This is a genomic window from Sporolactobacillus spathodeae (assembly GCF_016908935.1).
Taxonomy (GTDB): Bacteria; Bacillota; Bacilli; order Bacillales; family Sporolactobacillaceae; genus Sporolactobacillus; species Sporolactobacillus spathodeae.
This window is the reverse complement of sequence record NZ_JAFBEV010000017.1, coordinates 34,625-60,443: the sequence shown is the minus strand read 5'-3', so window position 1 is coordinate 60,443 and position 25,819 is coordinate 34,625. Positions and strand designations below refer to the sequence as shown.

The 25,819-nt window shown below is 42.5% G+C and carries 21 protein-coding genes and 1 riboswitch; of the genes, 18 read left to right on the top strand and 3 right to left on the bottom strand.

All coding sequences use genetic code 11. From position 1 onward, the window contains the following. The first annotated feature begins 986 nt into the window (after positions 1-986). The 4 genes from JOC27_RS09390 to JOC27_RS09375 all read left to right on the top strand — a co-directional run bounded on the left by JOC27_RS09390 (position 987) and on the right by JOC27_RS09375 (position 4,326). Positions 987-1,313 (top strand): YnfA family protein, encoded by a 327-nt coding sequence (locus tag JOC27_RS09390; RefSeq protein WP_205007042.1) that lies wholly within the window; start codon positions 987-989, stop codon positions 1,311-1,313. 292 nt (positions 1,314-1,605) lie between these two features. Continuing rightward, positions 1,606-1,738: riboswitch (adenosylcobalamin (AdoCbl) riboswitch) on the top strand. Then, positions 1,739-3,106: a prenyltransferase/squalene oxidase repeat-containing protein gene (locus JOC27_RS09385; protein WP_205007038.1), complete on the top strand. Its 1,368-nt coding sequence runs from the start codon at positions 1,739-1,741 to the stop codon at positions 3,104-3,106. Further along, positions 3,103-3,813, top strand: a complete 711-nt coding sequence (locus JOC27_RS13615) for a DUF4430 domain-containing protein (protein ID WP_205007037.1) — start codon at positions 3,103-3,105, stop codon at positions 3,811-3,813. Before JOC27_RS09385 ends, JOC27_RS13615 begins: the two co-directional genes overlap by 4 nt. A gap of 9 nt (positions 3,814-3,822) precedes the next feature. Then, on the top strand, positions 3,823-4,326 hold the full coding sequence (locus JOC27_RS09375) for an ECF transporter S component (protein WP_205007036.1): 504 nt from the start codon (positions 3,823-3,825) through the stop codon (positions 4,324-4,326). Here the strand turns inward: JOC27_RS09375 and JOC27_RS09370 are convergent. Both JOC27_RS09370 and JOC27_RS09365 read right to left on the bottom strand, forming a co-directional pair. Beyond that, entirely contained in the window at positions 4,323-4,922 is a 600-nt protein-coding gene (locus JOC27_RS09370) for a hypothetical protein (protein WP_205007035.1), read from the bottom strand. The genes JOC27_RS09375 and JOC27_RS09370 overlap by 4 nt on opposite strands. A gap of 102 nt (positions 4,923-5,024) precedes the next feature. Beyond that, entirely contained in the window at positions 5,025-6,641 is a 1,617-nt protein-coding gene (locus JOC27_RS09365) for an amino acid permease (RefSeq protein WP_239530224.1), read from the bottom strand. Positions 6,642-6,983: 342 nt separating this feature from the next. Here JOC27_RS09365 and JOC27_RS09360 point away from each other — a divergent pair, with 342 nt between their 5' ends. The 11 genes from JOC27_RS09360 to JOC27_RS09310 all read left to right on the top strand — a co-directional run bounded on the left by JOC27_RS09360 (position 6,984) and on the right by JOC27_RS09310 (position 21,259). Further along, on the top strand, positions 6,984-8,423 hold the full coding sequence (locus JOC27_RS09360; protein ID WP_205007034.1) for an ethanolamine ammonia-lyase reactivating factor EutA: 1,440 nt from the start codon (positions 6,984-6,986) through the stop codon (positions 8,421-8,423). Positions 8,424-8,441: 18 nt separating this feature from the next. Further along, the gene (locus tag JOC27_RS09355) at positions 8,442-9,812 is read left to right on the top strand and encodes an ethanolamine ammonia-lyase subunit EutB (RefSeq protein ID WP_205007033.1); all 1,371 of its coding nucleotides are present in this window, start codon (positions 8,442-8,444) and stop codon (positions 9,810-9,812) included. A 203-nt stretch (positions 9,813-10,015) separates the two neighbouring features. Beyond that, complete coding sequence (gene eutC / locus JOC27_RS09350) at positions 10,016-10,816, top strand: ethanolamine ammonia-lyase subunit EutC (RefSeq protein ID WP_205007032.1); 801 nt, start codon at positions 10,016-10,018, stop codon at positions 10,814-10,816. A gap of 222 nt (positions 10,817-11,038) precedes the next feature. After that, positions 11,039-11,611 carry a cob(I)yrinic acid a,c-diamide adenosyltransferase gene (locus tag JOC27_RS09345; RefSeq protein WP_205007031.1) on the top strand — a complete coding sequence of 191 codons (573 nt, stop codon included), beginning with the start codon at positions 11,039-11,041 and terminating at the stop codon, positions 11,609-11,611. Between the two features lie 338 nt (positions 11,612-11,949). Beyond that, positions 11,950-13,101 carry a tRNA epoxyqueuosine(34) reductase QueG gene (gene queG, locus JOC27_RS09340; RefSeq protein WP_205007030.1) on the top strand — a complete coding sequence of 384 codons (1,152 nt, stop codon included), beginning with the start codon at positions 11,950-11,952 and terminating at the stop codon, positions 13,099-13,101. An 866-nt stretch (positions 13,102-13,967) separates the two neighbouring features. Continuing rightward, positions 13,968-16,823, top strand: coding sequence for a sigma-54-dependent transcriptional regulator (locus JOC27_RS09335; protein ID WP_205007029.1), 2,856 nt, complete (start codon positions 13,968-13,970; stop codon positions 16,821-16,823). Positions 16,824-17,101: 278 nt separating this feature from the next. Next, positions 17,102-17,599, top strand: a complete 498-nt coding sequence (locus JOC27_RS09330) for a PTS sugar transporter subunit IIB (protein WP_205007028.1) — start codon at positions 17,102-17,104, stop codon at positions 17,597-17,599. A gap of 182 nt (positions 17,600-17,781) precedes the next feature. After that, positions 17,782-18,759 carry a mannose/fructose/sorbose PTS transporter subunit IIA gene (locus JOC27_RS09325; protein ID WP_205007027.1) on the top strand — a complete coding sequence of 326 codons (978 nt, stop codon included), beginning with the start codon at positions 17,782-17,784 and terminating at the stop codon, positions 18,757-18,759. 28 nt (positions 18,760-18,787) lie between these two features. Then, positions 18,788-19,594: a PTS mannose/fructose/sorbose transporter subunit IIC gene (locus JOC27_RS09320; RefSeq protein ID WP_205007026.1), complete on the top strand. Its 807-nt coding sequence runs from the start codon at positions 18,788-18,790 to the stop codon at positions 19,592-19,594. A gap of 18 nt (positions 19,595-19,612) precedes the next feature. Beyond that, complete coding sequence (locus tag JOC27_RS09315) at positions 19,613-20,521, top strand: PTS system mannose/fructose/sorbose family transporter subunit IID (RefSeq protein WP_205007025.1); 909 nt, start codon at positions 19,613-19,615, stop codon at positions 20,519-20,521. Between the two features lie 354 nt (positions 20,522-20,875). Beyond that, a complete protein-coding gene (locus tag JOC27_RS09310) occupies positions 20,876-21,259 on the top strand; it encodes a DUF956 family protein (RefSeq protein ID WP_205007024.1) in 384 nt (127 codons plus the stop codon). A gap of 255 nt (positions 21,260-21,514) precedes the next feature. Here the strand turns inward: JOC27_RS09310 and JOC27_RS09305 are convergent, their stop codons facing one another. Further along, the gene (locus JOC27_RS09305; protein ID WP_205007023.1) at positions 21,515-22,231 is read right to left on the bottom strand and encodes an SDR family NAD(P)-dependent oxidoreductase; all 717 of its coding nucleotides are present in this window, start codon (positions 22,229-22,231) and stop codon (positions 21,515-21,517) included. A 467-nt stretch (positions 22,232-22,698) separates the two neighbouring features. Between JOC27_RS09305 and JOC27_RS09300 the strand changes: the two genes are divergently transcribed. The 3 genes from JOC27_RS09300 to JOC27_RS09290 all read left to right on the top strand — a co-directional run bounded on the left by JOC27_RS09300 (position 22,699) and on the right by JOC27_RS09290 (position 25,759). After that, positions 22,699-23,697: a restriction endonuclease gene (locus JOC27_RS09300; RefSeq protein ID WP_205007022.1), complete on the top strand. Its 999-nt coding sequence runs from the start codon at positions 22,699-22,701 to the stop codon at positions 23,695-23,697. A gap of 88 nt (positions 23,698-23,785) precedes the next feature. After that, positions 23,786-24,769, top strand: a complete 984-nt coding sequence (locus tag JOC27_RS09295; protein WP_205007021.1) for a tetratricopeptide repeat protein — start codon at positions 23,786-23,788, stop codon at positions 24,767-24,769. Between the two features lie 57 nt (positions 24,770-24,826). Further along, positions 24,827-25,759: an NUMOD4 domain-containing protein gene (locus tag JOC27_RS09290; RefSeq protein WP_205007020.1), complete on the top strand. Its 933-nt coding sequence runs from the start codon at positions 24,827-24,829 to the stop codon at positions 25,757-25,759. Positions 25,760-25,819 lie beyond the last annotated feature (60 nt).

Below are 25,819 nucleotides of genomic sequence, written 5' to 3'. Positions count from 1 at the left end.
AGCGTATGCGTGTAAATTATGGAACCGCCGTGTACGGAACCGTACGCACGGTGGTGTGAGAGGTCGGAAGCCGAAGGCTTCCTCCTACTCGATTTATTAGGCTTTGTTAAAATCTGTTGTTGTTTTTAATCATTTATTGCCATCTGTTCGCTTGCCGCGGGCGCTACCCTCGAGCCTCGAACAGGCAGTAACCTGCGGTGTCTCGCTGGCACGCTGTTCCCGCAGGCGTCTCACACCTGCGCTTTATTTTTACAAAAAAGCCTTATTCCTTATCTTTTTAGAAAAGCAGGCGATCGCTTGGTGCTTATTTGCATTAAACTGCTCCGGTCGCTCGCTTGCCGCGAGCTCTACCCTCGAGCCTCGAATAGGCAGTAACTTGCGGTGTCTCGCTGGCACGCTGTTCCCGCAGGCGTCTCACACATTGCCTTTTGATCAGAAAACAACATTAAATTGAAACATAGCTTATTATTAAAGGATTATAACAATGTTGTTGCGACTTTATTCTTGACCATTTATCGAATCATGTTAGTATGGAAGGACGGCCGAAGGGTAAAACTAGGTGACGTATATACGATGCCTTATACCGGTGAAATCTTTTGATTTTGGAGTGAAATTTAGTCAATGCTGTTTTTAAAGATTTTCTTGGAGAACCGTAAACACTATCCACTGATGCAAGCGATGCGCAATGCATTGCGTAACTATAGGATATTGAAGCGTGAATTACACTAAGGCTCCTACGGGAGTCTTTTTGTTTACTCATTTTACAGCAGCGGTGCCGTAAACCAAAGAAAAATCTGATTCATACTTGCAAATGCAGAAGATTTTGCAATCTCGTATAATAACGTTAATATCGGTAGAGATACAGACCGTCGCTAGAAGAATTCCGAAACCCCATATATCGGATTAAATCTTAATAAGAGTTCATGCGTTCCGGACTAAACGCAGAACGAAGGTGAATAAATTTTGCCATTTAGGATGTGGTTACCATTTTGAATTCAATGCTATTATTTGTGTTTGCCGGACTCGCGGAAATCGGTGGCGGGTACCTGATCTGGCTATGGCTTAGAGGGGGACAATCTATTTACTTGGGCCTATTAGGCGGAATCATTCTCGTGGTTTACGGTATCATTCCAACCTTTCAACGATTCCCTTCCTTTGGACGCGTGTATGCCGCTTATGGGGGGATTTTCATCGTTCTCGCCATCTTCTGGGGGTGGGCCGTTGATAAAAAAACGCCTGATTTATTCGATTGGCTGGGCGCGATCATCTGTTTAATTGGCGCGTCGATAATCTTGTGGGCACCTCGGCATTAATTAATAAATTTGAAGAGAAGTGAAAGAAGGACATATTTTTTTTTTCGAGATTGCGTAATTCTAGCAGTTATTTAGTAATGGAACCTATCTGAAAAAATTGTCAATCGCAATTTATTCAAATAGGGTTAATGAAGATAAGATAAATGGAATAAAAAAATGAGGGTGATAATTTAACTGTGTCATCCTCATTTTTTAGTTCAGGCAGCGCTAGTCAAAAAAATTTCAGCAACTTATAATTGTAATTATGGATTGTTTGAATACTCTCTAATTTTTAACAGACAAAATCGCTTTGGAATTTCAATGCAAGCGCTAATTGGATGGAAACAGGTGTAAGTCCTGTACGGTCCCGCCACTGTAAGGGAGAAATCCTAAGTCAGGTCTTTCTAATTGGTTGAAAACTCACGGGGTATGGGGGAGAGTTACTAATGAAAGTGAAGTTTGCCGTGTTACTATTTTGTGTGGCCTTATTGCTTCTTCCAGTGCAAGCGTTCGCGGCGGAAGACGTAACGAACGATTTGGAAAGTCTGGCGACGCATATCAAAGCTTCCGGGCTCGATTCAGATTGGGAAGTTATTGCTTTGTCAAAAGCAGGTCAATTAACAGCTAGTGAAAGAGACGTTTATCTCAATTCGATTAAAGATCGAGTGAATGCCAAACAGCTATCCGGAACAGACCTTGACAAAACAGCTCTGGTTGTTAAAGCATTAGGTCAAGATCCGACGAACTATCAAAATCATGATTTAATAAGAGAAATTTATTCAGATGACTCGTTAAAAAAATTAATGGATTTTACATACGCGCTTACGGCGCTAAGTTCCGATGATTATACGATTCCAAACGATGCACGATGGACGCCTAATCGATTGATTGATGCGCTTGTTAAGCTACAGACAAGTTCAGGAGGTTGGGGCTGGGCAGGCGATCCGAATGGAGAGCCTGATGTCGATACAACGGCGATGGTTTTAACGGCTTTATCAAGTTTTCAAGATAAAGCAAAAGATACGATTGATAAAGGGGTACAGTATCTACAACAATCCGAACAGGTCGATGGCGGGTTTGTTAATTATGCACCGAATTCCAACTCTACAGCGCAGGTCATTATTGCGCTCTCATCGTTAGATATTGACCCCACGGAAGGGGCATTTAATAAAAATGGTCATAACCCAGTGAACAGCCTGGCGCAATACAAATCAAACGGTGGCTATAAATGGGCGTCGTTCAGTGCAAGCGATGACCCATTTTCTAATGATCAAGTGATTCAAGGTTTGGTCGCTTATTCTTTATTTAAAGAAGGAGACCAGTTATTCAATTTTAGGTCAACGGCTCCTGAAGCCGATCCTTCTTCAGCGTCTGATGATGGAAATACCTCTTCTTCAAAGGGGATAACCCGTGCGACCGGAGTGACAGAAAGCAAGAGCAAAGCTGCAAGCGGAACAAAACCGGTGCCAGAGCAAAAGCATGCGCGGACACTTGAGTCGAGCAACCAAGCAGCGAAAACCCAAAAAACAAACGCTGTTGTTACTGAAGCAAAGGTAAAAAAAGAAACAAAAATTCCTGTGCATCAACCATCTTTATCTAAAGACGAATCTAAAGCATCACCTCCGGCATCGGTATCTAGCCCCAAACACCAGCGCCATTTGAAATCAGTTAAGAAGCACTCACCGGAACGTGAAATAAAAGCAACGAAGACGCTTCAGCTCAGTCCGCTACATCTTTATCTAGGATCCGCGTTTGTTTTATTAGGGGCGATCGGCCTTTTTGCCTGGAAGCGGTTCGGGGGTGTTCGCGGGTGAAGCGTGTCAATTGGATTGTGCTGGTCGTTTCGATCATCTTTATCGTCTCTGGTCTTGCTTTCATCGTTAGTGGAATTCAGGATAAAACAGTGACAGTGCCTCTTTCGGTCAAGGCAGATAAAATTTCTTCTGAGTCGAACAAATCGGATGCTACAAATAAAGTATCAGAGAAAAAAGCTCAGAAAAAGAGTGAGGCTAGTTCTTCGGCTATCCATTCAAAATTAAGTTCGCGTTCAGACACTGATTCAGCTGGGATTTCCAGTGCGCGTTCCAATTCTAAATCGGAATCAACAATTGCAAAGGCTGCAGCACATTCAACCGAAAAAACGCAAACCAGTTCGAAATCCTCGGGATCCAGTACGGATCAATCAAAAGCATCAAATGCTGCAGATAACACTAATCAAGCACGTGTCTTAGTCGAGATAAAAGGTTATGACAATAAAAATTTTTCTGGTCCGATTACTTTTAAAGATGGAATGACGGCGTTTCGCGCATTAAAAACGCTAGCCGATAGCAAAGGAATTGCACTCGATTATTCTGGATTTGGGTCAGCAGTCTATGTCAAGAGTATCAATGGACAAAGTGCGGGAGATAAATCCGCTCAAAGTGGCTGGATGTATACAGTTAATGGAAAAACACCCAATGTATCAGCGGGAATCTATGAACTTCACAGCGGCGATACGTTGGTATGGACCTATCAGGAATAAGGTGATCCCTTGTTAACCCGGAAAATAGCACTTATTTCATTATTAGCCGCTTTAAGTATTGTTGGTAGAATTTATATGTCCTCCATACCCAACGTACAACCGTCAACGGTGATTATTATTCTTACGGGTTTCGTATTTGGCGCCAGGTTTGGATTAACGCTAGCTTTGCTCACAGCAATTGGCTCTGATTTAGTACTCGGGTTTGGCCTGTTTACATTCATGCAGGTGATGGCCTGGGGCGTCATTGGTCTTCTTTCTGGATTTCTAGCGCGCTTTCGAACGAAAATTCCAATGGTCATGATGGCGTGTTATGCCTTAGCTTGCGGCTATTTATATGGATTTGTCGTCTCCTTGAATATGCTGATTGGTGGCGTGCCAAGTTTTATCGCCTATTGGATTATGGGCCTACCTTTTGATACGTATCATGCGTTGGGAAATTTCGTTTTCTATATCCTTTTGTCGCCAATCTTGATCAGGATGCTCGAGGCAGAGAAGAAAAAGTTGCGGATTTAATAGGGATCATCAGATGATCGAGACGCCTTGCGTGCGGAGGCGGGCTTTTCGTGGGAAAAACGAGACAAGTAGCCCCCTAGGCGTGAAAAATCAGTAGAGTAGGACGTAACATCGACAGAGTAGGAGCGAACATCGACAGAGTAGGAGCGAACATCGACAGAGTAGGGGCGAACATCGACAGAGTAGGAGCGAACATCGACAGAGTAGGGGCGAACATCGACAGAGTAGGAGCGAACATCGACAGAGTAGGAGCGAGCATCGACAGAGTAGGGGCGAGCATCGACAGAGTAGGGGCGAACATCGACAGAGTAGGAGCGAGCATCGACAGAGTAGGAGCGAGCATCGACAGAGTAGGGGCGAGCATCGACAGAGTAGGGGCGAACATCGACAGAGTAGGAGCGAACATCGACAGAGTAGTGCGCAACATCGACAGAGTAGGGGCGAACATCGACAGAGTAGGGGCGAGCATCGACAGAGTAGGAGCGAGCATCGACAGAGTAGGGGCGAGCATCGACAGAGTAGGAGCGAGCATCGACAGAGTAGGAGCGAACATCGATAGAGTAGGGGGCGACCATCGATAGAGTAGCGTCAAACATCGACAGCGTAGACCGAAACATACTTTAACAAAATAAAAAAAGCCATTCAAACGAGCGTATACTCGTGAATGGCTTTTTTATTGAAATGGAATAATTGTAGTGTTAATGCTGCACAGGATCGCCAGTAATTGCAAGATCTTCATCTTTCTTCTGCAGACGCTTACTGATTTCAGCGTAAGAGCCCAAGTGTGGTCCTTCGAAACGATTTTTCGCATAGGTGAAGAAGTAGATGGTCAAGAGGACGAGGACCGAGATGAAAATTTTTCCTGTCGCATAGTGAAGCGTATAGCTACCTGTGATAGCCACATCACTTGGCGAAATAGTCATCAGGATGACCAAGAAAATAATCCAGACACAGGCGATAACGCTGACCGGATTGCTCCAGTTTTTCAAGTTCCATGGGCCGTCGTCTTTCGCTGTCCAGACACCTTTGAATTTAGCTCTTAATTTAAGAAATATTGGGATAAAGTAAGAACCATACAGGCCGATGACGCTCAAAGAAGTAATGACTGCATAGACATTGTTGAATATGGCTGCAAGAAAAGCAATTAAAGTGATCAACCATATGGCGTAATTCGGTGTATAGAATTTCTTAGAAACATGAGCCCATAGATGTGAAAGTGGGAGCCCTTTGTCACGACTGAATGCGAAGACCATTCGTGATGACGAAGTGATTGAAGAAAGACCGCAGAACCACATCGCAATGGTGATCATCCACAGCATCGCCTGACCGAACCAGCCGCCGACCGCTTGCTGAATGGCAACAATAAATGCGTTATTTCCAGCCTGTGCGACAGCAGCTGGATCCTTGATCGACATGGTAACAATTGCGAGAAGGATAAAACCGAAGATACCAGAAATAGCTACGGAAAGATAAACGCCCCATGGTGCGCGCACTTTCGGATCGATTGTTTCCTCACTGGTATGTGCGGAAGCGTCATATCCGGTCAATGTCCATTGCGCCTGCAGAAGACCAACGAGGAAGGCAAACCAGTAAGGTGTGCTGCCGCTTGTCATTGTTGAGAAATTCGCATTGAAGAGATAGCCGACATTGTGGTGCGGACCAAAAGCAGTGAGGACACCAATAATAATAAAGACACCGATGAAATGATAGATAGCTGAAAAAGAGTTCAATTTGGAAACAACGTTGATGCCTATATGGTTAAATGTCGCGTGCATCACCAGAATGACAGCATAGGTAATTAGTGTTTGTGCATGTGTCGGATTGCCGAAGAGCAAAGCTGAAGCGAAGCCGGCACAGCCGAAGTCAATGCCAGCAACGATTGTCACCTGGCCGATAATATTTAGCCAACCGGTGAACCAGCCCCATCTTGGTCCGCCCAAAATCGAAGCCCAATGATAGATTGCACCAGACGTTGGAATCGATGATGTCAGTTCAGCCATTGCCGCTGCGATGAATAAAACAAACAGTGTAACGAGCGGCCAACCGACACCCATAATTGCCGGTCCACCTTGATTAAATCCGTAGCCGTAAAGCGTTACAGCGCCGGTAAGAATCGAAATGATTGAAAAAGAGACGGCGAAATTTGAAAATCCACCCATGTCGCGCAATAATTCCTGCTTATAGCCGAATGACTTGAGATCCTCAGATGAGACATTTTGCGCTCTGGATCCCTGAACGGAACGATTTGCTTTGAAAATAATGGCAAACATAACGACAAGCAGGATAAGATTCACCATAATACCAAATAGCAGCATAGAGAAGGAACTCCTTTTTTGAAATAATTAGCGAATGACAGCTTGACAACCTATCATTATTATTTTTAAAATAACAGAATATTAAGATATTAAAAGCTAGACTTTTAAGCAACAGGGATTCCTTTTTTATGAGGTGTTCCAATCACTGAGGATTACAAAAGACAAGAGCGTTCATTGATATCTTCATCTTTATGTTATATCACCTCACAATGATTAACCATAGTTCCATATAATGAGTTAAAATGAACATTGAAAGTAAAGATTTATAACATGTAACAATAATAGCACATCCCAGTCTTTCTGCAATACATTAATTGTTATATTGAGAGGAATGAATCGAAGTTGGAAAGTACCGTTTTAAGTGTAGGTATAGACATTGGAACGTCGACAACACAATTGGTTCTGTCGCGGTTGACGCTTCAAAATAAAGCTTCTTCGTTTTCAGTTCCGAACATTGTCATCTCAAAAAAGGAAATCATCTATCAGAGTGCTATTATTTTTACACCTTTAATGGATGGATACACCATTGATTATCCGCAAATCGCGCAATTTGTTGCTCAGGAATATCTAAACGCGGGAATAGATAGGGAAGCGATACAGATCGGTGCGATTATCATTACGGGTGAAACGGCACGTAAGGAAAATGCGGAGCGAGTCGTTCAGACACTGAGCCATGATGCTGGCGATTTTGTTGTTGCGACGGCTGGACCTGACTTGGAAGGAATTCTGGCAGCAAAGGGTGCGGGGGCAGGAAAGTATTCCAAGGGAAAAAAAGCACCAATAATTAATCTGGATATTGGCGGTGGCACAACGAATCTGGCTGCACTTGATGGTGATCAGGTTTTGGATACAGCCTGCTTTGATATAGGAGGGCGTTTAATTAGAATCGATCCGATCAGCATGGAAGTCAGCTATATTGCTCCGAAAATCAAGTATCTCATTCATCAGTTGAACATCGGGGTTCATGAAGGCAGTGTGCTACAATCGGCAAAACAACTGAATCCAATTATCGATGTGTTGGTACGCGTGTTGGAGAACAGTGTCGGTGTCGGTGAAAGAAATCCTTTTTTCGATCACTTAATCACGAATCATAGTTTTTCAAAACTGGATCCTTCATTGGTTCGGTTGATCACATTCTCAGGCGGCGTAGCGGATTGCATGGAACAGGATGAGACCCAAAATCCGTTTATCTACGGGGATATTGGTCTGCTATTAGGCCGTAAGCTTCGAGAATCAATGATTTTTCAGCATAAAACAGTTGTTCATTCGCATGAAACCATTCGAGCCACTGTTGTAGGTGCTGGATCGTATTCGGTTACTGTCAGTGGCAGTACGATTTCATACACACAGAGCGTGCTCCCGCTTCGAAATATTCCGATTCTGCGTCTTGCTATCGAAAAGGCGAAACTGGATACGGGCAAGCTTGCAAACTGTATAAAAAATCAGCTGGAAGTTTTTCGGATTAATGGTGTGCTAGCCAATGTAGCTATCTACATGACCGGACTAAGCAGCCCAACCTTTGCACAACTTCAATCCTGCGCGAAAGCCATCCGATTGGGCGCTGATGAGCTAATCAAAAACGAAGTTCCACTGATAGTGATGACCGATGAGGACATCGCTAAGGCGCTCGGCCATAGTCTATTTACTTTTCTCCCACCAAAATATCCATACGTCTGTATTGACCGTATTCGTGTGGGGAGTGGCGATTACATCGATATCGGCGAGCCGGTTGCTCATGCTGCGGTTCTGCCAGTAAGTGTGAAAACGTTGCTATTTTATTAAAATGAAGAGGTGATTTCGATGATACTAAAGACCATGCTGACTGGTCAAGTATATGCATTTCAATCGGTAAAAGAGGTTTTAGCGAAAGCAAACGAATTAAAGTCAGGGGACCAGCTAGCTGGTGTCGCCGCCAAAAGCAATCAGGAACGGGTAGCAGCTAAAATTGTGCTCGCTCAATTAACGCTCAACGATCTATATAATCATCCTGCCGTCCCTTACGATGACGACGAAGTGACGCGCACGATTATTGATGGCGTGAACCAGAGAATTTATCAATTGATAAAACATTGGACAGTTGAAGAGTTGCGCGAATGGCTGCTCTCTGATGTAGCGACAGATATTGAGATTCAGCGGCTTTCAAGAGGGTTGACTTCTGAGATGGTGGCAGCTGTCTGCAAGCTGATGACCAATATGGATTTGATTTACGCGGCGAAAAAAATACATATTATAAAAACGGCAAATACGACAATTGGCTGTCCGGGAACATTTTCATCGCGTCTCCAGCCCAATCATCCGACTGATGATCTAAATGGAATTATGGCTTCAGTCATGGAAGGCCTCAGCATGGGCGCAGGCGATGCTGTGATCGGCCTGAATCCGGTCAATGATTCGGTGGAAAGTGTACGGAATATATTGGACAAATTTGAGGAGTTCCGGAGTAAATGGGCGATTCCGACGCAAACGTCAGTGCTCGCACACATAACGACACAAATGGAGGCAGTCAGAAAGGGCGCGCCTGCTGGCTTAATTTTTCAATCAATCGCGGGTTCCGAAAAAGCAAATACTGCGTTTGGCATTAATCGGAGTCTGTTGGCCGAAGCCCGTCAACTTGCGGCGGAGCAGGGGCAGGCCTGGGGACCGAATGTGATGTATTTTGAAACCGGCCAGGGTTCTGAATTATCATCTGAAGCAAATTTTGGTGCGGATCAGGTGACGATGGAAGCCCGCTGTTACGGGTTCGCACGAGCGTTCGATCCGTTTCTTGTAAATACAGTGGTCGGCTTCATTGGCCCGGAATACTTGTATGACGCGAAACAAGTGATTCGTGCGGGGCTGGAGGATCATTTCATGGGCAAATTAACTGGGCTTTCAATGGGCTGTGACGTTTGCTATACGAACCATATGAAGGCGGACCAGAATGATGCTGAAAATCTTACCGTGCTTCTGGCCTCTGCAGGGTGCAATTATATCATGGGCGTTCCGCATGCAGATGACGTGATGTTGAACTATCAATCAACAGGATTTCAAGAGACGGCAACGATTCGTGAATTGTTCGGCCTTCATCCGATCAAAGAATTTGAGACGTGGATGGAAAAAATAGGAATATCCGAGAATGGGCATTTAACAGAGCGTGCTGGCGACGCATCGATCTTTCTAGAACGTGTCTAAAATTATTTCCCACAAGTAAAGAAAGACTTTTGACGAAAAATGGAGCAAAAGCACGAGACGCCTGCGGAAGAGCAGGACAAAGGAGGCTCCGGAGATTCCAACTTGTCTGAGGAGATCCTGTCCTGCCACGGCAAGCGAGCAACTGGAGCGTAATAAGACGAGGCGAATCCTGGTTTTTCTAAAATGCCGAGGAGATGAATTATATGGAACAAGAAAAGGAACAAATACTAAGCGACATTTCTCAAATCAATATGAAAGAGCAGCTTCTCGTCCCGAATCCGAATAATTATGAAGGGTACATGAAAATAAAATCATTCACGCCTGCGCGTCTCGGTCTCTGGCGTTGTGGGCCAAGATACAAAACGCAGTCGGTCCTTAGATTCAGAGCTGACCATGCAGCGGCTCAGGACTCTGTCTTTTCATCTGTCAATCCAGAGTTGATAAAAGAAATGCAATTTATTGCAATCCAGACACTCTGCCAGTCAAAGGATGAGTACTTGACACGCCCGGATTTAGGTCGCCGATTTTCAAAAGAGAATGAGGAGAAGATAAAACAACAGATTACGGGTCATCCAAAAATTCAGCTTGTCGTCGGTGATGGTTTAAGTTCGGCGGCTATTGAAGCAAATATTAAGGAAATCATTCCTTCGATTAAACAGGGATTAAATTACTATGATTTAGACTGTGAAAAGCATATCTTTGTCAAATATTGCCGGGTCGGCGTGATGGACCAGGTCGGCGAAATCACCGATGCAGATGTCGTTTGCATGTTGATCGGCGAACGGCCGGGGCTCGCGACCGCTCAGTCAATGAGTGCCTATATCGCTTATCGACCAACCATGGGGATGCCCGAGATGAGACGGACAGTTGTATCGAATATTCATGCACAGGGAATACCCCCTGTCGAAGCAGGCGCCTATATCAGCGAGCTTCTCTATAAGATGCTGCACTATAAAAAGTCAGGCCTTGATTTAAAAGCGGTTGAGAATGAAAATGACAATTAAAACCGATTTTTATAGAATTTTTACGCGGAAAATGCAGCGAGGATGCGAGGCGCCTGCGGGAAGAGCAGGACAAGGGAGACCCCACAGATTATTGCCTGTCTGAGGAGGCTCCGTCCTGCCCGCGGCAAGCGAGCGACCGGAGCGCATTGTTACAAAAAAGGATTTGGCAAAGCTAAGTTTATCTTAGAGCTTAATAGAATAGAAGTAAGGGAGTAACGGGGTGTGAAGTTATATACGAAACGTGGCGATCAGGGGATCACGCAATTGATTGGTGGCAGCAAGGTTTCAAAAGATGATAAACAAGTGATCGCTTACGGGACAATGGACGAATTGAATGCATGGCTGGGTTATACTATGGTGTGCTGTAGCAGTCGTGAAGTGCTCTTCATTAAAGAGTTGCAGGAAATTCAGCAATGTCTCTTTGATGCGGGACATGATCTGGCAACACCAACGAAGCATCCCGCCTACATTTTTAATGAAAAACAGGTGGGATGGCTCGAGCAGCGCATTGATTTTTACAGCGCCCATTCTCCGGAAATCACGCAATTTATTCTCCCAGGTGGCAGCCGCGTGGCAGCGGTTCTGCACGTTGCGCGTACGATAACTCGAAGGCTGGAGCGGCAAATTGTCGCGCTGCAAAAAGAGGCACCGATAAATGGCTCGGTGTTAAAATATGTCAATCGATTATCCGACTATTTCTTTGCCGCGGCAAGATATGCCAACGTAATAAACAATGTCGATGATATTTTCTATGATAGCGGAAGAAAAGAATTTGAGAGACGAGAAGATGATTAATATTGAGCAAATGAGTGGGTTCAGTTACTCATGCGAAAAAATCATAGGAACAAATTAAAGGATAAATTTGGAATAACTTGGATAGTTTAAGTTCCAACAGAAGACCTCTACGCATAGCGGCGCAGAGGTTTTTTCGTGATCAGACAGCTTGCCTAACTTATTTCTCAGATCCATCCGTTACCCAAAATCACTGGTAAGAAAAGGTGTTCCGTAATGATTTGCGGGCCGTGATTAATCACGTTATGATAGGGATCAGCAATCTTGAAATTAAAAAATATTTTCAGAGCAGAATTAACGATAGAATTTTTATTGGTAGATGATGAAAGGATATAAAAGGAATGAAGGATTTTCAAAAGTTGAAAGAACAACTGATCGCCTATAGCAAAGAGATAGGGGTGGACAAGATTGGTTTCACAACCGCTGATCCGTTCACTGAATTAAAGGCGCGACTCTATCAGCAGCAGGCGCTCGGTTATCAATCCGGATTTGAGGAAAAGGACATCGAGAAAAGGACCGAGCCGTCTCTGCTTATGGACGGCGTACAATCGATTGTCGCAATAGCAATGGCTTATCCGAAAAAAATGGCTGAGCATCCAGTTAATCGAAAAGGTGAGCGACGCGGCGCTTTCGCTCGGGTCTCCTGGGGACAAGACTACCATACCATTCTTCGCCAAGCGCTGCAGAAGCTGGGCGAGTTTCTGGTTGAGTCGCTACCCAGTGCCCAATACAAGAGTATGGTTGACACAGGCGAATTGTCTGATCGGGCGGTCGCTGAACGTGCGGGCATCGGCTGGGCAGGAAAAAGCACCAATCTGATTACTAAAGAATTCGGCTCGTATGTGTATCTAGGCGAGATGCTAACCAATATCCCGTTTCCGCCAGACAAGCCTGCAACTGACCTGTGCGGTGATTGTACACTATGCATTGACCATTGCCCGACCGAAGCGCTCGTTCAGGGTGGACAGCTCAACAGCCAAAAATGCATCGCCTATCTCACGCAAACAAAACAGGAGCTTCCAGAAGAATATAAAAAGGCGATTGGCAACAGGGTTTACGGTTGCGACATGTGTCAGCAGGTCTGTCCGTATAATCGTGATGTGGATAGCCATTTTCATGAAGAAATGGAGCCAGACCCAGAAATTGCCCGTCCGCTTCTAAAACCGTTGTTGTCCATGTCCAATCGTGAATTTAATGAAACGTTTGGTGAACTGTCCGGCTCATGGCGGGGGAAAAAACCAATCCAACGCAATGCAATTGTGGCGCTCGGAAATTATAAAGAAATCGATGCCGCGCCGGAACTGCTTCGCCTGCTGCATGAAGATCCACGACCGGTGATTCGTCGCACGGTTACTTGGGCGCTTGAGCAAATGTGGGATCGATTCGAGTCTGACCAGCGTGCGCAAATGATTCAATCACTGAAAAAACTACGCGAAATTGAAAAAGATGAAAAAGTTCAGCAGTGGATTAAAGGTAGATTGAAAGTGGATTAGGATTTGTGAAAACACCATATCATCTAATAGATTTAATGGAACGGATTCAGGTTCCGTTTGAGAAGTGTAAAATCTGTTAATCGCAACTTGCTACGTGATCCGCAAAATCAAGTCTCAATTAGAAAAAACCAGGCGCAGCCTGGTTTTTTTGATCCCCTTCCTAAGGCAAGAGCCAAGCAGCGAAATCTCGACTTTAGCTGTAGCATCAGCAGAGTAGGTGGGTTAGACCGAATTTCAGAAGTTAGGCCGAACCCGGAAAAAGTTAGACCGAATATCGAGAGTTGCACCAAATCGAGCAAAAGTCGCTCCTAAATCAAGGAAAGTTGCTCCTAATCATGTAAAAGTAGCACCGAATATCGAGAGTTGCACCAAATCGAGCAAAAGTCGCTCCTAAATCAAGGAAAGTCGCTCCTAATCATATAAAAGTAGCACCGAATTTCGAGAGTTGCACCAAATCGAGCAAAAGTCGCTCCTAAATCAAGGAAAGTCGCTCCTAATCATGTAAAAGTAGCACCGAATTTCAGGAGTTGCACCAAATCGAGCAAAAGTCGCTCCTAAATCAAGGAAAGTCGCTCCTAATCATGTAAAAGTAGCACCAATATCAGGAGTTAGACCGAAACGATGAAAAGTTAGACCGAAATCAGCAAAAGTTAGGCCGAATTTCAGGATTCGCACCAAATCGAGCGACTGGAGCACATTTGCTTCAAAAAAGGACTTAGCTGAGCCAAATTTTAAAAAATATATGATTTTGATCGAAAAATGCAGTCGAAATGAATTTATTGCAAAAAAGGACTTGGCGACGCCAAGTCCTTCCTAATTTGTGATACACTAGCGATACACAATACAATAAAAAAGGCGGCTATTGGATGACACGGCGTGAAAAAGTTTTAGCGTATCTGGAAAAGCACGCATTGAGTATCGATCAGGGCGTGACAACGAGCGAGATATCCGAAGCGATCGGTGTGCTACGCCCGAATGTGAGCAAGGAGCTAAACCAGCTGGTCAGAGAGGGAAAGATCGAGAAAATAAATGGTCGACCCACGCACTATTTCGTGAATCACGCAACCAAGAAACGTGAAATTAAGGTGGAGCAGCAGAAACCTACGATCGGATTCGCAGGAGCTGCCAAGATCAGCGAGCAGAGCATTAAAGAGCACGATGCGACGAATAAGAACGAAGTGGATGTTTTTGAGAACATGATTGGTAGTCGTGATAGCCTGAAGAATCAAGTCGAGCAGGCCAAAGCAGCACTGCTTTATCCGCCGCATGGGCTGAATACACTGATCATTGGGCCGACAGGATCTGGTAAGACGTATTTTGCCAATAAAATGTACCATTTTGCGTTGGATCGGGAGATTATCTCCAAAAAAGGATTTACCACATTCAATTGTGCCGATTATGCCCACAATCCGCAGTTATTGATGTCGCATTTGTTTGGCTACGTCAAGGGCGCATTTACTGGCGCCAACAGTGATAAAGATGGCCTGATTCAGGAAGCGGATGGCGGCATGCTTTTTCTTGATGAAGTCCATCGTCTGCCGCCTGAGGGGCAAGAAATGATTTTTTATTTTATGGATCATGGAACATATAGCCGTTTAGGCGAAACGACAAAAGTGCATCATGCAGACGTTCGACTAGTTTACGCAACGACTGAAGACCCGGAGAGCTCATTGCTGCAGACTTTTGTCCGGCGTATCCCGATCATCATTCAGCTACCGGACCTGAAACAAAGGAGCGCCCGTGAAAAGCTGCAATTACTCGAACAATTATTAACTCTTGAAGCGAACCGAATCCATAAAAATATTCGCTTAAATGAAGACGTCGTTCAAGCCTTGCTAGGAAGTGTCACCTACGGAAATGTTGGGCAGTTGAAATCGAATATTCAACTCGTGTGTGCACAAGGTTTTTTGAATAGCATGCATGATAAAAATGAAATAACCCTGCTTTTTAGCCAGTTGCCGCCAAATATCAAAGATGGGCTTTCCAATTTGGCGGACGATCGGAAAGAATTGGGGAATCTGAGCCGCTTGCTAGAACCGACGATGGTGATCAAGCCCGATGCGAAGCGCGGTTTGCCCGAAATTGACAGTTATGAACTGCCTTATAATCTGTATGAGATCATTGGTGATAAAGCGACGCTGCTGAAAGACGAAGGATTGGACCAAACAGCGATAAATAACTTCATTATGACGGATATCAATTTGCATTTAAAATCCTTTTATCGTCAGGGGAAGCTAGAAAAAATTGTCAGCAGCCTGAATGAGATCGTGGATCAGGAAATTATTGACTTAACCAAGCAGATTCAGCGGCTGCTTCAGGAAAAAGAGGATTATCCGGTCAGAGATAATTTCATCTACGCGATGAGTTTACACATCAGTTCTTTTATTAAACGGATTCAGTCAGGAAAACCGTTGCGCCATATTTCATCGGATTTGATTTCAATGGTTCATGATTATCCAGATGAACTTAAGATTGCTGAACATGTGAAAGATTTGATCGAAGAACATTATCGCTTTCCAGTCCCTGAATCTGAAGTGTATTATATGGCGATCCTTTTAGTTTCATTAAAATCAGAACCGAAAGCCGGAAAGGTTGGCATCGTTGTTGCCGCCCATGGGAATAGTACCGCATCCTCAATGGTGCAGGTTGTTTCGCAACTTTTGTCTGTTGATAATATTGTTGCCTATGATATGCCGCTTGAAATGAGTCCTAAAGTCGCTTTGGATGGCATTGCTTTGCAAGCTAAGAATATTGATCGCGGCAACGGGGTTTTACTCTTGGTCGATATGGGGTCTCTTAGCACATTTAGCAGTAAACTGACAGAGAAAACAAATATTCATGTCAAAACGATCGATATGGTGACAACAGCGATGGTGCTCGAAGCAGCACGTAAAACAGCGCTGATAGATAGTGATCTTGAAACAGTCTATCGCGAATTACGTGAGTTTAATGGCTATTCACGAACAATCGAAAAGGCTAAGAAAAAAAAGAATACTGTTCAGAAAAAATCCGATCATAGAGAAAAAGCTATTCTCGCAATTTGTTCGACAGGTGAAGGAACAGCCCGGAGAATTAAGGAACTGTTAGATGAGATATTAGTCGACAATCTGATTGATGATATCACAGTGATCACCGTATCGGTCGTAACTATGAAAGAACAAATTGCGAAAATCCAGCAAGACTATCAAATCGTAGCGACGACTGGTGTTGTGAACCCCCAACTCGCTGTTCCTTTTGTTTCATTAGAGAACCTATTGCAAGGTGGCGGCGAAAGTTTTGTCAGTCTGATTGAAGAGATAAACAATCATACCGCACGTGAGGCGGTGAATCTGGAACAATCGGAGTCATTAACCGAAGAAACGAGCCAGAAATATTTGGGACAGTATTTTACATTTATTAATCCCGCAAAAATTGTAAAGACATTGTGGGGGTATTGTGATTTTATGCAACAACGCAGTAACTCGCATCTGTCAAATGCTTTCAAAATTAGTTTGATCATGCATCTAGCAGGAGCTATTGAGCGTTATCTGACACGCTCAGAAATGAGTGTTCCTGATGAAAAACTTTCGCGCATCCGAACGGATAAATTGTATCCGATCGTGAAACAGGCGAATGAGCTGCTCCGTAAGAAATTTAATATCAATCTTTCAGATGACGAAGTGTATTATATCGTTGAATTATTTAATACAGAAAAAGAAAAAATTGATACACAAAATAAATGATACACTTTTATGTGTGTCATTTATTTTTTTTATTAGCAGAAAAAGTCTGCTATACGCGCTTTTTACTATGATACACAAAAATTGGCACGAATCTTGCTTATACAATTGTGTAGTATTCTGAGACGTTTCGGGCGTTCCGTGGTTTGAAACCCAAATCATGAAAACGCTCTTGCGGATTCAGAAACTACGAATAGGTGCTGTGCGTGGATTACTTACCTCGGAAAAGGCAGAGCGGGTTATTCGTTGTTTCGGTCGCATGAGTAGGTGGGTGGATTGTCATGACGATGGATGTTCGTTTATTACGTATTGACAGTCGCTTGTTACATGGGCAAGTGACGACGAATTGGGCAAAAGCGGTCAACGTAAATCGCATTTTGGTTGTGTCCGATCGTGTGGCACGCGACCAGACACGCAAAACATTGATCGTGCAAGCTGCCCCTCCTGGCATTCGCGTGAATGTCATCACATTAGACAAAATGATAAGAATCTATCACGATCGACGTTTTGACATATTAAAACCAATGATTCTGGTAGAGGACGCAGTGGACGCAAGGTGTATTGTTGAAGGCGGCATTAAGATTGATTCGATCAATATTGGTGCAATTAGCTTTGACGATACGCGGGTCATGGTTACCGATGCGATCGCTGTTAATGCGGCTGATGTGGCGGCTTTCAAGTGGTTTCATGCGCACGGGATTAAGCTTGATGTCCGCAAGGTTTCCAATGATAGTTCAAAGAATCTTTGGAAATCGCTCTCCGAAAAGGGTTTGGTGTAGGTCAAATGATGCTTAAACTTTCTGCTCTTTCTCGTTGCGTTCTTCCCTAAACATGAAGGGGGTGAGACGCGTTTCAGCACGGCTCGATCCGGTATGTTGTTTTTAATTTTATGAAAGCGATAACAGAACTGGGTGCTTCATTAATGTGCTAAAGAAAATATTTAAATAGGAGGTATGAAACAATGGTGGGTATTATCCTAGCAAGCCACGGCGATTTTGCCAAAGGCATTTACCAATCCAGCTCAATGATTTTTGGCGAGCAGGAAAATGTCAAAACTGTTACCTTAATGCCAAAAGAAGGTCCAGATGACTTTAAGGCAAAAATGAAAGAAGCAATTGCATCGCTCGACGATCAAGAAGAAGTACTGTTCTTAGTCGACCTGTGGGGCGGCACACCTTTCAATCAAATCAATGGCTTGTTTGAAGAACACAAAGACAAATGGGCAATCGTTGCCGGTATGAACTTACCGATGTTGATTGAAGCTTATGCTTCACGCCTATCGATGAACGCAGCACGTGAAATTGCTGCGCATATTTTGGGCACAGCCAAAGAAGGGGTCAAAGTAAGACCAGAGGAATTAGCGCCAGCAAAAGCAGCTGCCGCAACCCCTTCGAAACAAGCGAATTCAGGTGCTCCTGGCAAATTTGAGTATGTGCTCGCACGGGTCGACTCCCGTTTGCTTCACGGGCAAGTAGCGACTGCTTGGACCAAGACGACAAACCCGACACGGATCATCGTTGTCTCTGATGCAGTCACGAATGATGAACTTCGTAAGAAATTGATCCAACAGGCTGCGCCACCAGGCGTTAAAGCACACGTTGTTCCTGTTGACCAAATGATCAAGCTTGCGAAAGATGATAAACATTTTGGTGGTCAACGCGCATTACTTCTTTTCGAAAGTCCACAAGATGCGCTTCGAGCGGTTGAAGGTGGCGTTCCATTGAAGACAATCAATGTGGGTTCTATGGCGCACTCACCGGGTAAAGTGCAACCGAACAAGGTGCTTGCCTTCAGCCAAGATGATGTCGATACTTTCAATAAGCTAAAAGAAGCTGGTTTGAGTTTCGATGTTCGTAAAGTGCCAAACGATTCAAAGGGTGACATGGACGAAATTCTCAAGAAAGCTCAAGATGAGTTAAACAAGTTAAGAAAATCTTAATTATCAGGAGAAACGGAGGATTATTATCATGGATTTAAACTTTATTCAAGTGATATTAGTCGTTATCGTCGCATTTCTAGCTGGTATGGAAGGAATCTTGGATGAATTTCACTTCCACCAACCTGTAATCGCTTGTACGTTAATCGGCTTAGTTACAGGACACTTAATCCCTTGCCTTATTTTGGGTGGTACGCTTCAAATGATTGCGCTTGGTTGGGCCAATATCGGCGCCGCTGTAGCGCCTGATGCCGCATTGGCATCCGTTGCATCTGCAATTATTCTCGTTCTTGGTGGGCAAGGCACAGCGGGCGTTTCTTCTGCCATCGCGATTGCCATTCCGCTTGCCGTTGCCGGTCTCTTATTAACGATTATCTGCCGTACGATTGCAACAGCCTTTGTACACTTTATGGATGCTGCAGCTAAAGAAGGAAGTTTCAAAAAAGTCGAGTTCTGGCACATCACCGCTATTTGCATGCAAGGGGTACGTATTGCGATTCCAGCTGCCCTGATTCTAGCAGTTGGTGCAGGCCCTGTGAAAGGCTTACTTGCATCGATGCCACTTTGGCTGACAAGCGGTTTAGCAATTGGTGGTGGTATGGTCGTTGCCGTTGGTTATGCAATGGTTATTAACATGATGGCAACAAAAGAAGTATGGCCGTTCTTTGCAATTGGTTTCGTACTCGCGACAGTTACACAAATCACACTTATCGGTCTTGGTGGTATCGGTGTGGCTCTTGCGCTTATCTACCTCGCACTTTCCAAACAAGGCGGTTCAGGTAATGGCGGAGGCACAAACACGGGTGATCCATTAGGCGATATTATTGATAATTACTAAGAGGGAGGAGGAAATAAAATGGCACAAGTGAAATTATCAAAGAAAGATCGTGTTTCTGTTTGGTGGCGCTCAACTTTCCTTCAAGGTTCATGGAACTATGAACGTATGCAAAACGGTGGTTGGGCATATACAATGATTCCTGCAATTAAAAAATTATACAAGACAAAAGAAGACCGTGCGGCGGCATTAAAACGTCACTTGGAATTCTTTAATACGCACCCTTATGTCGCTTCACCGATTATTGGTGTTACCTTAGCACTTGAAGAAGAACGGGCCAATGGCGCACCGGTTGACGATATCGCCATTCAAGGTGTTAAAGTCGGTATGATGGGGCCTTTGGCAGGTATCGGCGATCCAGCTTTCTGGTTCACAGTGAAGCCAATCCTTGGTGCGCTCGCTGCTTCTCTTGCGATGACCGGTAACATCCTTGGACCAATTCTTTATTTCGTTGCATGGAATATTATTCGTATGGCATTCATGTGGTCGACTCAGGAATTTGGTTACAAAGCCGGTTCTAAAATCACTGACGACTTGTCGGGTGGTGTCCTTCAAGATATTACCAAAGGTGCATCAATCCTTGGTATGTTTATCCTTGGTGCGTTAGTTAACCGTTGGGTATCCGTCAAATTCACGCCAATTGTCTCGACAGTTAAACTTGACAAAGGTGCCTATATTGATTGGAATAATCTACCTGCTGGCGCGCAAGGGGTTAAAGAAGCATTGCAACAGCAAGCTTCTGGTCTCGCATTAGATGCGCATAAAGTAACGACGTTACAAAACAACTTGGATAGCCTGATTCCTGGTTTAGCTGCACTGGGATTAACCCTCCTTTGCATGTGGTTACTGAAGAAGAAAGTTTCGCCAATCGTTATTATTCTTGGGTTGTTCGTCGTTGGTATCGTTCTGCACTTGATCAATCTGATGTAATCGCGAAACGTATTATTCAATAACCAGTGTCATTAAATCGAGTATAAATCCTGCATGCCAGGTATTGTATACCCACAAATTAAGCCTGATTCCTCTTCAGTCAAGGATTTCAGGCTTTTTTTTTAAATAAGTAGGCTGTGTTAAAATCTGCTGTTGTTTTTAATCGTTTATTACCCTGTGTTCGCTTGCCGCGGGCGCACCGCAAGCTTGAACACGCGAATTGATCTCGGATTCAACTATCGAGAGCCTATCCACATCGCTTTTATGGCGCGATGAACGCTTGATTAATATTGTTTGTTTGATGGGAAAAAAGTATAATGACTGAAAATAGTCAAAGGGATTGGAGCAAAGAAAATGGTTCAATCAATTAATACAAAAGTCGATTTTGTAACCAACGCCACTTCATTTATTGGCATGGGTGATTACGGCAAAATCATGATTGGCGACAAAGGATTTGAATTTTATAATGAACGCGATGCGCGAAAATTCATCCAAATTCCTTGGGAGGACGTCGATTACGTCATCGCGTCAGTAATGTTCAAGGGAAAATGGATTCCACGCTATGCGATACGAACGAAGAAAAATGGAACGTACTCTTTCTCTTCGAAGCACCAGAAAGAAGTTTTGCGCGCCGTGCGAAAATACGTGAACCCCGATCGAATGGTTCGGTCGCTGACGTTCTTTCAAGTGATTAAGCGCGGTCTAAAAGCCCTGTTCAGTCGAAAAAGAAGTGATTAGTATTGTGTTACCACGGATAAGCTAATTTGTGCTTAATATAAAGATTGACTAGGAATTGATAGGAATTGCTGGTGTAACGATTTAGTGTAGCTTGCTTTAAATTGATATTTAATTGAGGTGATCAGTACTCACAAGGTATTGATCATTTTTTTGCGCCTTGCATGGGTGACAGATAGGCGTGAATATTGGCGAAGAAACTGTAAAGAAAAGGGGGTCCGCTCACACAAGTGAACGGATCCTATTAACGTCAAATAATTATTGTGCCGTGTAACCACCATCCGCATTAATTAAGGCGCCTGTAACGAAAGAGGCTTCATCACTCGCAACAAAAGCGATGACATTTGCAATTTCTTCTGGTTCTGCCAAACGACCTATTGGCATTTTTTCAATCATACTCGCTCTAACTTTTTGTGGAAGTGTTTTTAAGAGTGGCGTATTCACGTATCCTGGAGCAACTGAATTAAAACGAATTCCTTGCGCAGCATAGGTAATCGCCTGCGATCGCGTGTAATTCGCAACGCCTGCTTTGGCAGCCGAATAGGCTTGGGACTTAACCCCACCAACAACACCTAAGATAGAACTCATATTGATGACACTACCGCTCTTTTGCTTGACCATTTGAGAAACGACATACTTATTTGTTAAGACAACGCCGGTTAAATCAATAGCAATTACTTTATTCCAATTATCTAGATCTAAATCTGCTACAGCTGATTTTTTCTCCGCAACACCGGCATTCGCAACTAAAATATCAATTTTCCCGTATTGATCAACAACTGTATTGACCATATCTTGCAAGGATTGAGGATTAGTAACATCGGTTTTTACGAAATCAATGTTTTTATTTTCTGGTGCGGCAATATCCGCCGATATAACAGAAGCCCCTTCAGCAATGAATTTATTGGCCGCGGCCAAACCGATACCGGATGATCCACCCGTTATAATCGCAACCTTATCTTTTAACCGATTCATTATAGATAACCCCCCAATTAATTTATTTTAGCTCTTCACATAAAAAGTCTAAGCTCATATGTAATCGGTTACAAACTTTTAATACTGGATAAAAGAAACTTTTTAATTAAGTTTCCAAAAGCATGGTTCCAATCTATCTCTAGTTGCTTGAAATGATAGCTCACAAATAACCTATTTATCTTATTGATTGGCCGAAATGGAACACTGAAAAATATGGTATGGATTTTCTGTAATTATTGAAGGAAATTACCATTTATTGTCGAATGGTGATTAATAAAAACGTAGCAAAGATTGTGAAGTTGATGGGTATGCCAATCAAAGCTCTAACGCTTCAATTGAGCGGTATTGCATACGATTTTGTCTTTACGAAAATCAGTGATCCTGTGACATGATTATTCGTTTGGATCCTGCTTATTTAAGTAAAAGATTTTGATAAAGAAATAGCTAGAATTTGGAGGGAATAAGTAGTGACAAATTGGTGGATGGTTCGAGCTGGTGACAATAATGAACTAGTAGAAGAATGGTTAAAATTGGGGATTGCTTCAATAGGATGGCCGGAATTAGGGGATCCTGGAAGATTTAAAGCGAAAGAGCAAATATTAAAATATGCTGAAAACATCTATGCTGATGGAAGACCGCAATCGATAATGAATTGGGTAAGTCAAATTTGGCGATTTAAAAATGAAATCAAGGAAAATGATAGAGTGGTTTCTTATTCAAAGGAAAAAAGGGAATATATTGTTGGAACAGTTGTCGATGAATTTTTCTACGCTCCTTCATCTGGTGACGTGAATTATCCGAATCATATAAAAGTAAACTGGGAAGAAGCTATGGTCAATAGGGATTCATTAAGCCAGAGTGCAAAAAATAGTCTTGGATCGACTTTAACGATTTTTCAAATTACTCAATGGGGGAATGAATTCCAGCAGCTTATACAAAATCCTCATGCAGAGATGACTTTTATTCCTACAGATATTAAAGCTGCTGATGAGAGGGATGCGGTAGATGATTTCATAGCAAAGGCACAGTCAATGGTTGAGGATAGAATTGATCGTTTGGATCCATGGCAGATGCAAGATCTCGTTGCCGGATTGCTGGAAGCGATGGGTTATAATACACAGGTAAGTCCTAAGGGACCGGACGGCGGAATTGATATACTGGCCTATAAGGATGCATTTGGATTTGAACGCCCTATTATTAAGGTTCAAGTTAAGCATCGGAAAAGTTCTACTGGTGGTCCTGAAATACAACAATTGCTAGGTGCGAACCCATCTGACGCAAATAGTTTGTTCATTTCAACAGGAGGATTTACAAATCAGGCAGATAGAATTGCAAACAGAAATGGTGTAAAACTATTAGATCTTGAAAAATTGGTCACATTAATTATGGAATGGTATGATAAACTGCCCACTGACAAACAAGCACTAATACCACTTCAAAAAATTTATGTTCCTGATATAAATTAAGCCAATGATACAGAAGGTGGGGATAACTTATTAGGTCAAAACACCAAAAGAATCATGCATAATTTTTATAAAAATTGAGGCGGGCAATGTGAGAAAATATTTATCTTATTTATTGATATCGGCTTTGTTACTTAATTTAGCGGTATTAACATCTTGTGCGAATAATGCCGCAGACGTATATATTGAAAAAGGGAAAGTTAGTTTAACAAATGATAATTATGTGCAGGCAGAGAACTATTTTAAGAAAGCATTACAAAAAGAGCCGGGTAATAAAAAGGCAGCCCCTTATGAAAAACAGGCGGTTTCTTTGGAAGATGCAAGTATGGCTATTAGCAATAAGAATTATAACTCGGCAAGTATAAAGCTGGAAAAAATCAAGTCGTATCCTTCATTACTTGCCAGTACCAACACATCGATTAATAAATTGGAATTGAAGATACAGAAGCTAGAAAAACAGAACATGACTGAAAGTTATAAAAAAGAGTTAAAGAAAATAAATTCATTGATTCAGGATCAGCAATATGATAGTGCAATTGTTCGCTTGAATACCTTTAAGGATTTGAAAAGGGCTTCTTCTGCCTCAGTTGATAAGGAACTAAAAAAAACTGAGGATAATCTATCATCTGCAATAAAAAGCGGTAAGCAAGCAAAATCGGACAATATTAATACTTCTTATAATAAATATACAAATAACCGATTTGGATTCAGTATAGAATATCCTTCGAATTTTAATATGGGGGAAGCACCGACAAATAATGACGGACGTACATTTTCAGATGGACAATGTAATATAATCGTTTCTGGCAGTAACAACTCGATGAATGAGACGCTTAACGATAATTTTTCAGAAGCGGCAGTCGATGTCTCTAATTCGATAGACTATCAAGTTCATAAGAAAAACTATTATGTTTTATCCTATGTAAAAGGTAACAATATTGTATATATTAAAACATTTTTAAATCGCGGTGCGTTTGCCCAATTAAATATAACTTATCCTTCTTCTCTAAAGAGCAAATACGATCCAATCGTGGCTCATTTGGTTCAGACTTTCACACCTGGCCACGAGGGTTAAGTGATGGGACTGTTATCTTGTATGGGATAAAGATATTCAAGACAATTCTTACGAGAAATGAGGTGTGTTTCTATCAATTCTGTTAAATGGCTCGACATTGAAGGGTATGAGGAAATCTATCAGATTTCGAATGATGGAAGAATAAGGAGCTTAGATAGGAGCATAAATGGTAGGAACTATAAGGGGAAAATAAAAGTCAGAAATGGAGATCCTTATGGTTTCTCAACTGTTAAATTAGTTAATAAATATGGGGATGCGAAAAATTATAATGTGGACAATCTTTACCAACGATATTTTCCTGGAAATATGATGCGTGAAATTCATCGAGATCGTTTTAACATAGACTCTGAGCATGAATTGGTAAAGATCAGGAAAGTAATGAGTAATAAAGTGCAAACTTCCATAGCAAGTGAATCAAAAATAAATAATAATTTGAAAACAAACTCTATCACTAATGTAATAGAATCCCCGTATCGCAAGAAATTTATCGATTTTTTAGCACATAATATATTTGATGTAATCATGCTTAATAAAGAAATCAAAGATAACGATTTGCGAGCTTATTTTTTTAAAAGGGGAATGGGTGAAAACCTATACTTCTTAACACAAAGTTACTACAGACAAAATAAATTAAAATGTAATAAACACAATATGTCCGATTTTATTACTGAGGAAGCAAGAGAGATTTTATTATCTAAGGATACGAATAATAGTCTCATATTTGAACATATGGTGCCGAAGAATATTTACTTGAAAAAGATTTCTGATGCAGCAATGAATGGATCGTTGACAGAAAAATTAATAAACGAATTGTTTGATCAGTTTCTTTTTGTGTGTACAGTTGCAAAAAAGAATGAGAACGAAAGATTACCTGCAAACTCTATGGGGATGGATTGGGATCATCGGGATCCATTTTTCAGATATAAAGCTGTAGGAATACCATTCTATCCAAATATCTATAATCAACTGTATTTTCCTTCAAAAATATAACTTAAATATCATTGAACCATTGAGAATAGTACTCGTTATATAAATTCGTCAGATTCTTTT